Below are 6,251 nucleotides of genomic sequence, written 5' to 3'. Positions count from 1 at the left end.
TAATGGCCGGCATTGCTTCAATAACTAAATTGAAGTCACGCATGTTGAAAACATTGTCACCAGCTGTTGTCTTGGCTGCTTTTATCAAATCAACAAATGTTTCTCTTATCGTTTCGCGCGGATGCATAAAGCCTCCTGTGGAGTAGGCATATAAAATGATTGACTAGTATTAATAATAATACTATTATTGGTTATGAGTAATAAAGTTGAAAAAATAATCAGCTTGATGAAAACATCACCAAAAAACATCAAGTTCTCAGATTTGTTGGCTGTGTGTATCTATTTTTTTGGAGAACCAAGGAACAATGGTTCAAGTCATTTTGTTTTTAAAACCCCTTGGTTAGGGGATCCTCGTGTCAATATTCAGAAAGGTTCTGGAAATAAGGCAAAATTCTATCAAGTTAAGCAGGTTTTACAAGCAATAGAAAGGATAAAACATGAAGAATAATCATTATACGTATCGTGTTTTTTGGTCACCAGAAGATGAGGAATATGTTGGTTTGTGTGCAGAATTTCCATCCCTTTCATGGTTAGATGCTCAAGCAGAGAAAGCTTTAAAAGGTATTATGGACCTCGTTTCAGAAGTTGTTGAGGATATGCAACATAATGGAGAACAAGTCCCGATACCTTTGTCACATGGCAAATATAGCGGTAAGTTTCAATTAAGAATACCACCAGAACTTCACAGACAACTTGCAATTCAAGCAGCTGAAAATGGTGTAAGTTTAAACAGATACATTTCTTCTAAACTTTGAAGCTTTTAAAGGTCAAAACATACCAAAAGAAGATTAATTTTTATGAAAACGTCTAAATTAAAACAGATACCTCTTTTCAAGACGGATAAGAAAGCAGAGAATTGTTGATACTGCCGATCTCACGGATTATGATTTAACTGGTTTTAAGCCAGTTCATTTGAATTTTTACCCAAAGAATCGACGATCAATATCCGCTTGCTTCAAGCACTTATGAAGGCTTTAAAGGAAAAAGCTAAAAATCAAGCTATACCTTACATACGCTATGTTCGGCATCTGATTGAACAAGATTTACGAAAAAGCCAGCGTAATCAGTTTATCCTTTATCATTGCTATAGGAGGTCGAGATAAAAAATGATATCGCAATACATATTGGATAAATTTTACGGGAGGAATATTTTAAAGAATATACTCTTGCAAAAGCGTTAAATGTTCCACGCACGAAGATAGAACGTATTGTTGCGGAAAATAATCCAATAACTCCTGATACGGCTCTTAGATTGGCTTCTTTTTTGATACAGCTTAACCACTTCTCCATTTTTGAAGATAGGGAAGGGAGTGTTTTTTACTTAAGCAACCTTTCTAATGGGGCTATCACAATCCGGTTCGTAAGTTCGTAACAAAGAATTCTATGCTATGCGGCAGTTTTGAAGAACCAAAATCTGTTAGAACTATTAAAATCTTAAAATATTTGGCACGTCATTCTGGAGTTTAAAAACTAAAATCTTGTCTACCCAGACTCATGATATCAATCAGAGCTGTATACTCTTTTTCGTTAATATTTTAATCATTAGAAAATTGAAACAATACCATTAACAAATCACATAAAAAGCCTATACTGCACTTTATTGTATACCTCCATGGATTTGCTCTCTTAAGCATGCTCATCTTGTGAATGGATTTTTGTTGAAGGATGTACTTTTTCTGTACAAACAGGATTTTGAATGATAATGGTAGGAGAACTCATAAAATCTTTTTTAATTTTATCCTGTTAGGCTAACAGAGGCGCGCCTAGAGCATGTTGACACACCCAATCATTATTTATGCAAATAATCAATAAATCCTTTGGTCGTATCTCTAGCATTTTCGCTTCTTTTGAGGAAGTTAATTAATGACATCATTGGTCAATTAATAGCTTTTGATATTTGGAAAACAGATTAGCAAGTTTTATCAAGAAAAACAACGCATTAAACCCACCGAAGAGCTAAAAACTCTATTACATTTCAGGGAAGTATTTTTGAATTTTATATACAATAAAGCCCATACAGCAATGACATTAAATACGATTTTTCAATTATTGTCAATAGAAAAAATTTATATTTTTATTTAAAAAAGAATATATTCTAAAATATTTCTTTACAAAAAGAAGTAACACTTTTTTGTGTCAAAATATTCCAAGTACTACATGATTACTATGAACAGTCAAAAATTACAAAGATATCTAACAAAGCATGGTTGCAGTTTCATTTCAGGCAAAGGGGACATTTAGTTGTAAGACTTGGTTCTAAAAGACGGTATTGCTGACATTTAGTGCTCAAAAAAAATTAGGAACAGGATTAATTAACAAAATTCTCAAAGAGCTTGATTTAAAATAAACCCTGAGCACAATAAAATGGAGGTGCAAATGAAATATGCACTTAAGTTTATTAAAGATGATAATGATACCTTTCTTGTCACTGCTAAAGGCTTTCGAGAATTTATAACTTTGGTGAAGATGAAAAAAAGCTTTAGAAAATGCTAAAAACACATTTTTAATAGTCATTATGGGGGCAAGATCGTGAATCTGTACCGTTTGGCATTTATGATATTGTCTATCCTTTTGTCGAAGTATCTTTATTGCTAACTTTGAAAATTGCAAGATACAATGCTATGATCAAAAAGAACTTACGTAAGGCAGCTCATACGCATCTTTTAAAGCTATATCCGATACGAATTGATAGATTGTTCGACTTAAATCGTGAAACAAAATGAGAGGACTTAGAATCTACTCTCTATTTTCGGGAAAGCAGTTAAAATTGATATTAACGATACCGCTTGAACTTGTGTACTCATAAATCACTAAACAATTATTATTGAAGGAAAGAGAAATGACAGGCCCAGAAATATTAGATGTTGTATATATAATATTAATGGCAGTTATATCTATCATAACTGTAGCGTTTTGTTGTCCCTATGCCTTTTGATTTTCATTAATAGTTTGTGAATCACAGGCAGTTACAAGCTTTTGCAAAAAATCTAGAGTGAGAATCTTCTCCATATTGATTAGCTAATATCAAGCTTATGATGGGCTGTTGTTACAAAAAAGCAGATCTTGTTAAGCCTCTTTCTTGTGCACAATTATCAATTTCATGTAAAAGACCTCGTTCAATTAATATATTTATATGTCAAACTTCTTCATCATTTTCAATAAAAGGGGACCTATATTAAAAAACTCTTTCTGACAAAGCTTTTTTGACAGTTTTTTGTTATATCATTTCTTCAAATTTCAAAGAAACAGATACTGTATCCATATTATTCACAATAAAGTTTTAAAACTTTGGTTGTATTTATGATTAAGATTGTTTTCCCTATGAGCAGCAGAGAATAGACTTTCAAAATCAGGAAATTGAACACAAAAAGCAGAATCTTCATCTTTATGAAAAAGAGCAAAAAATCTTTTCACTCTTCTTCTCCTTTTTGTAATCAACCGCTTATTGTGTTATAAAACGTGCTATACCAATTGGAAGCTTTTTAGGATGGAACAATAACAATCTTACCATCTTTTTTAAATTTATGGTGTTAACCTTTTACTTGGATAAGTTCAAAGCCGTCGCGTTTTCATTTTATAATTATCTTTCGGCTGTTTTATTCCATTACCTAATTTCATAATATGTATATATTTACACACTATACGCTTTTTTATTTTAGTTACTGTTTTTAGTAATTAAAATATTTCCGAAGAGCATTAAGAATAATACGTAATGAAGGTACAAGGTATGGCAATTCTTGATCTTCTATAACAATGTATTGTAATGCAGCATAAAAATTATGCTGTCTATAAAAGTGTTGCGTTTCTTTTATTGCCTCTTGCATGTCAAAAAATTGTTTTGTTGCAAATTGAATCCATTTTTCTCGAGCTTCTTCATCAGAAGATGATGGCATTTTATCATAAATTGCACTAGGCAACGCCTTTGCACATAAATAATCATTTCTAACTTGTAGATATTTTTGTGTAGTATTATATTGTTCTTGAGTGATGCCTAGAGCATCTTGTTTATATCCAAATAAACAAAGCCGTCCGATATAAGTCCCAGAAAGTGGATTTTTTGCCTCTTCTATGGTCAAGCCAAAGCGTTTGGCACGCATTTCAATTGCTAATTTATCAATGGGGTCATGGGGCATTTTTGCCCGTGAGATACGACCATTGGGTTCTCTGATACATCCCTTAATTCGTGGGCGTCCACGTTTTGCATGTTTTTTTCTTTTTGTCATATTTTTCAATCAAAATGGCGTGCTGTCATGAAGAGATGCACTGTGATGTTTAGCACTTAAGGCGATAGTATAATTTTTTGTCGTAACGGGTGAAGGGGGGACAGATTGAACTTTTTTTCTAATTTTTTGTGAGTGTTTTTGTCTGTACAGCCTTCAGAAGTGGCCATATGAAAATTAACCACTTTGGCACTAGAATTCATTATTTTTATCTCAGGATCATCGTCTAAATAGCCAATGAGCATCACTTTATTCAGCATGTTTTTCGTTACCTTAAATTTGCACTTTATACGGACAAAATCTTATCATAATTTCATTATTTTTACAATTATTTCAAAATTATATTGTTGTTTATTAACATATAACATTATGTTTTAAAGTGCTCTGTGATAAATAATCTATTGACAATAGTGTATGGTGTATCGTGTCAAGTATCAAAAGATAGATGTATGGCAATTATTAGTTTCAACCATAAAGGGTTGAAGTTATTCTTCGAAAGAGGAATTGTTAAAGGAATACAACCTGCACATGCTAAAAAGTTAGCAAATATTTTGGTGATTTTAGATACGATATCCGCTCCTGAACAAATGACTATTAAATCATATCGTCTCCACGAGCTTACAGGCGATTTAAAGGGGTATTGGTCTATGCATGTCAATGCAAATTGGCGTGTTACTTTTGGTTTCATTGGAACAGACATTGAACTGGTTGATATCAAGACCATCATTGATTTTTGAGGTGTTATTATGATGTACAATCCTCCACACCCTAGTGGCATTTTGAGAGAAGAATTGCTGGATGAGTTAGGCTTAACAGTAACAGAAGCTGCAAATCATCTGGGCGTTGCACGTTTAACTTTATCACGCGTTTTAAACTGTCATGCAGCGATCAGTATTAACCTTGCTTTACGCTTAGAAAAGGTTGGTTTAAATAATGCGGAATTTTGGCTTAAATTGCAACAAAAGCATGATCTATGGCAAGCGCGTCATAACAGCCCAATCCCCCATATTTCATCTTTAAAGAAAGGTGAGCATCTTTAAGAAATGAAAAATGAGCTTGGATCTCTCTTGTTTAAAATATATCAAGCAATTTTCGGTATTTTCTAGTTCTTTAAGGAAGATCACCTCATAAACGATTATATCAAACTTTTTTATTCGATTTATTGTTGAGTATCGAACCTTTTTGTACAATATTTGCTTCATTAAGATTTAAGGGGAGGATGAATTGAAATGAGAAGCACTGCTCAGAGAGTTACGTAAAGAAGCTAGGAAAAGAGGTGTTCATTATGGTAAAACTCCTGACGTAGGGAAATGGTCACATTATTTGGTAACTTTTGGAGATAAGCTAACCGTTGTAAAGTCTGATGAGCTAACTCCAATTTACGTGAAAATAATAAAAAATAATTGGGGGTATGAGTTATTTTCTCAAAGGTTTTTCATTTTTCGTTTCAAAATTATTTCGACCATGGTGAAGAGATCTAAGCATGAATATACTTATCAAGCAAAGTTTGAAATTGATCCGTATGGTGGTTTTGTTGTGACTTTTCCAGATGTACCAGAAGCAATAACAGCTGGAGAAAATAGAGCAGAGGTATTAGAGAATGCGGTTGAAGCTTTAGGGCTAGCATTACGTAGCTATCCGATGCGTGGTTTGCCTCTCCCTATACCACAGCAGTATAAAGATCTTGTAGAGGTTACTATGGATGCGTGGAATGCCCTTAAGTTCGCAGTGGTAGAAGCTTTTAATGAAGCAAATATTACCAAAATAGAATTAGCTCATCGTTTAGGTAAGAAAGAAACAGAAGTAAGACGCACCCTTAATTTAAACTATCCAACTAAGTCTCAAACACTAGAACAAGCGCTGATTGTTCTTGGAAAGAAAGTTGTTATTACTATCAAAGATACAAATTAACTTTACCATCCATTTAAAAGCAGAAAAGGGAAAGTCATATTCTAAAAATCCAAGCAGCTTTCACTGTAGAGTTTTCTAAATCGCTTGTTGCTTTTGCAATTAAAACTTCGTAGCTTTTAT

Annotated in this window: 6 protein-coding genes and 4 pseudogenes; 7 read left to right on the top strand and 3 right to left on the bottom strand. The window is 33.1% G+C overall.

Features of this window, described 5'->3' with window-relative positions; translation table 11 throughout:
- Positions 1–175 precede the first annotated feature (175 nt).
- The 4 genes and pseudogenes from PVV64_RS09675 to PVV64_RS09660 form a co-directional block, all read left to right on the top strand.
- Positions 176–448, top strand: coding sequence for a toxin HicA (locus PVV64_RS09675; RefSeq protein ID WP_342753420.1), 273 nt, complete (start codon positions 176–178; stop codon positions 446–448).
- On the top strand, positions 438–755 hold the full coding sequence (locus PVV64_RS09670; RefSeq protein WP_273760793.1) for a type II toxin-antitoxin system HicB family antitoxin: 318 nt from the start codon (positions 438–440) through the stop codon (positions 753–755). The genes PVV64_RS09675 and PVV64_RS09670 overlap by 11 nt, the downstream gene beginning before the upstream one ends.
- Positions 756–920: 165 nt before the next feature.
- Positions 921–1,103, top strand: a pseudogene (locus tag PVV64_RS09665) (CopG family antitoxin); the annotation flags it as partial.
- 29 nt (positions 1,104–1,132) lie between these two features.
- Positions 1,133–1,264: pseudogene (locus PVV64_RS09660) on the top strand (addiction module antidote protein, HigA family); the annotation flags it as partial.
- Between the two features lie 333 nt (positions 1,265–1,597).
- On the opposite strand, the pseudogene PVV64_RS09655 reads toward PVV64_RS09660, so the two are convergent.
- The 3 genes and pseudogenes from PVV64_RS09655 to PVV64_RS09645 form a co-directional block, all read right to left on the bottom strand.
- Positions 1,598–1,842 (bottom strand): annotated as a pseudogene (locus PVV64_RS09655) (hypothetical protein); the annotation flags it as partial.
- Positions 1,843–3,668: 1,826 nt separating this feature from the next.
- Positions 3,669–4,223: a hypothetical protein gene (locus tag PVV64_RS09650; protein ID WP_273760792.1), complete on the bottom strand. Its 555-nt coding sequence runs from the start codon at positions 4,221–4,223 to the stop codon at positions 3,669–3,671.
- A 113-nt stretch (positions 4,224–4,336) separates the two neighbouring features.
- Positions 4,337–4,480, bottom strand: a pseudogene (locus PVV64_RS09645) (single-stranded DNA-binding protein); the annotation flags it as partial.
- Positions 4,481–4,669: 189 nt separating this feature from the next.
- On the opposite strand from PVV64_RS09645, the gene PVV64_RS09640 reads away from it, so the two are divergent.
- The 3 genes from PVV64_RS09640 (at position 4,670) to PVV64_RS09630 (ending at position 6,131) form a co-directional block, all read left to right on the top strand.
- Entirely contained in the window at positions 4,670–4,957 is a 288-nt protein-coding gene (locus PVV64_RS09640; RefSeq protein ID WP_273760791.1) for a type II toxin-antitoxin system RelE/ParE family toxin, read from the top strand.
- Between the two features lie 9 nt (positions 4,958–4,966).
- The gene (locus PVV64_RS09635) at positions 4,967–5,260 is read left to right on the top strand and encodes a HigA family addiction module antitoxin (RefSeq protein WP_273760789.1); all 294 of its coding nucleotides are present in this window, start codon (positions 4,967–4,969) and stop codon (positions 5,258–5,260) included.
- A 424-nt stretch (positions 5,261–5,684) separates the two neighbouring features.
- Positions 5,685–6,131, top strand: coding sequence for a type II toxin-antitoxin system HicB family antitoxin (locus tag PVV64_RS09630; protein WP_273760788.1), 447 nt, complete (start codon positions 5,685–5,687; stop codon positions 6,129–6,131).
- Positions 6,132–6,251: the final 120 nt, after the last annotated feature.

Source organism: Bartonella sp. ML70XJBT.G (assembly GCF_028618575.1).
Classification (GTDB): domain Bacteria; phylum Pseudomonadota; class Alphaproteobacteria; order Rhizobiales; family Rhizobiaceae; genus Bartonella.
The sequence above is the reverse complement of the archived record's forward strand: the minus strand, read 5'-3'. Positions and strand labels throughout refer to the sequence as shown.

Coding starts and splice junctions, on each gene's coding strand:
- PVV64_RS09640 (WP_273760791.1), top strand. CDS start 4,670: ATGGCAATTATTAGTTTCAACCATAAAGGGTTGAAGTTATTCTTCGAA.
- PVV64_RS09635 (WP_273760789.1), top strand. CDS start 4,967: ATGATGTACAATCCTCCACACCCTAGTGGCATTTTGAGAGAAGAATTG.
- PVV64_RS09650 (WP_273760792.1), bottom strand. CDS start 4,223: ATGACAAAAAGAAAAAAACATGCAAAACGTGGACGCCCACGAATTAAG.
- PVV64_RS09670 (WP_273760793.1), top strand. CDS start 438: ATGAAGAATAATCATTATACGTATCGTGTTTTTTGGTCACCAGAAGAT.
- PVV64_RS09630 (WP_273760788.1), top strand. CDS start 5,685: ATGGTGAAGAGATCTAAGCATGAATATACTTATCAAGCAAAGTTTGAA.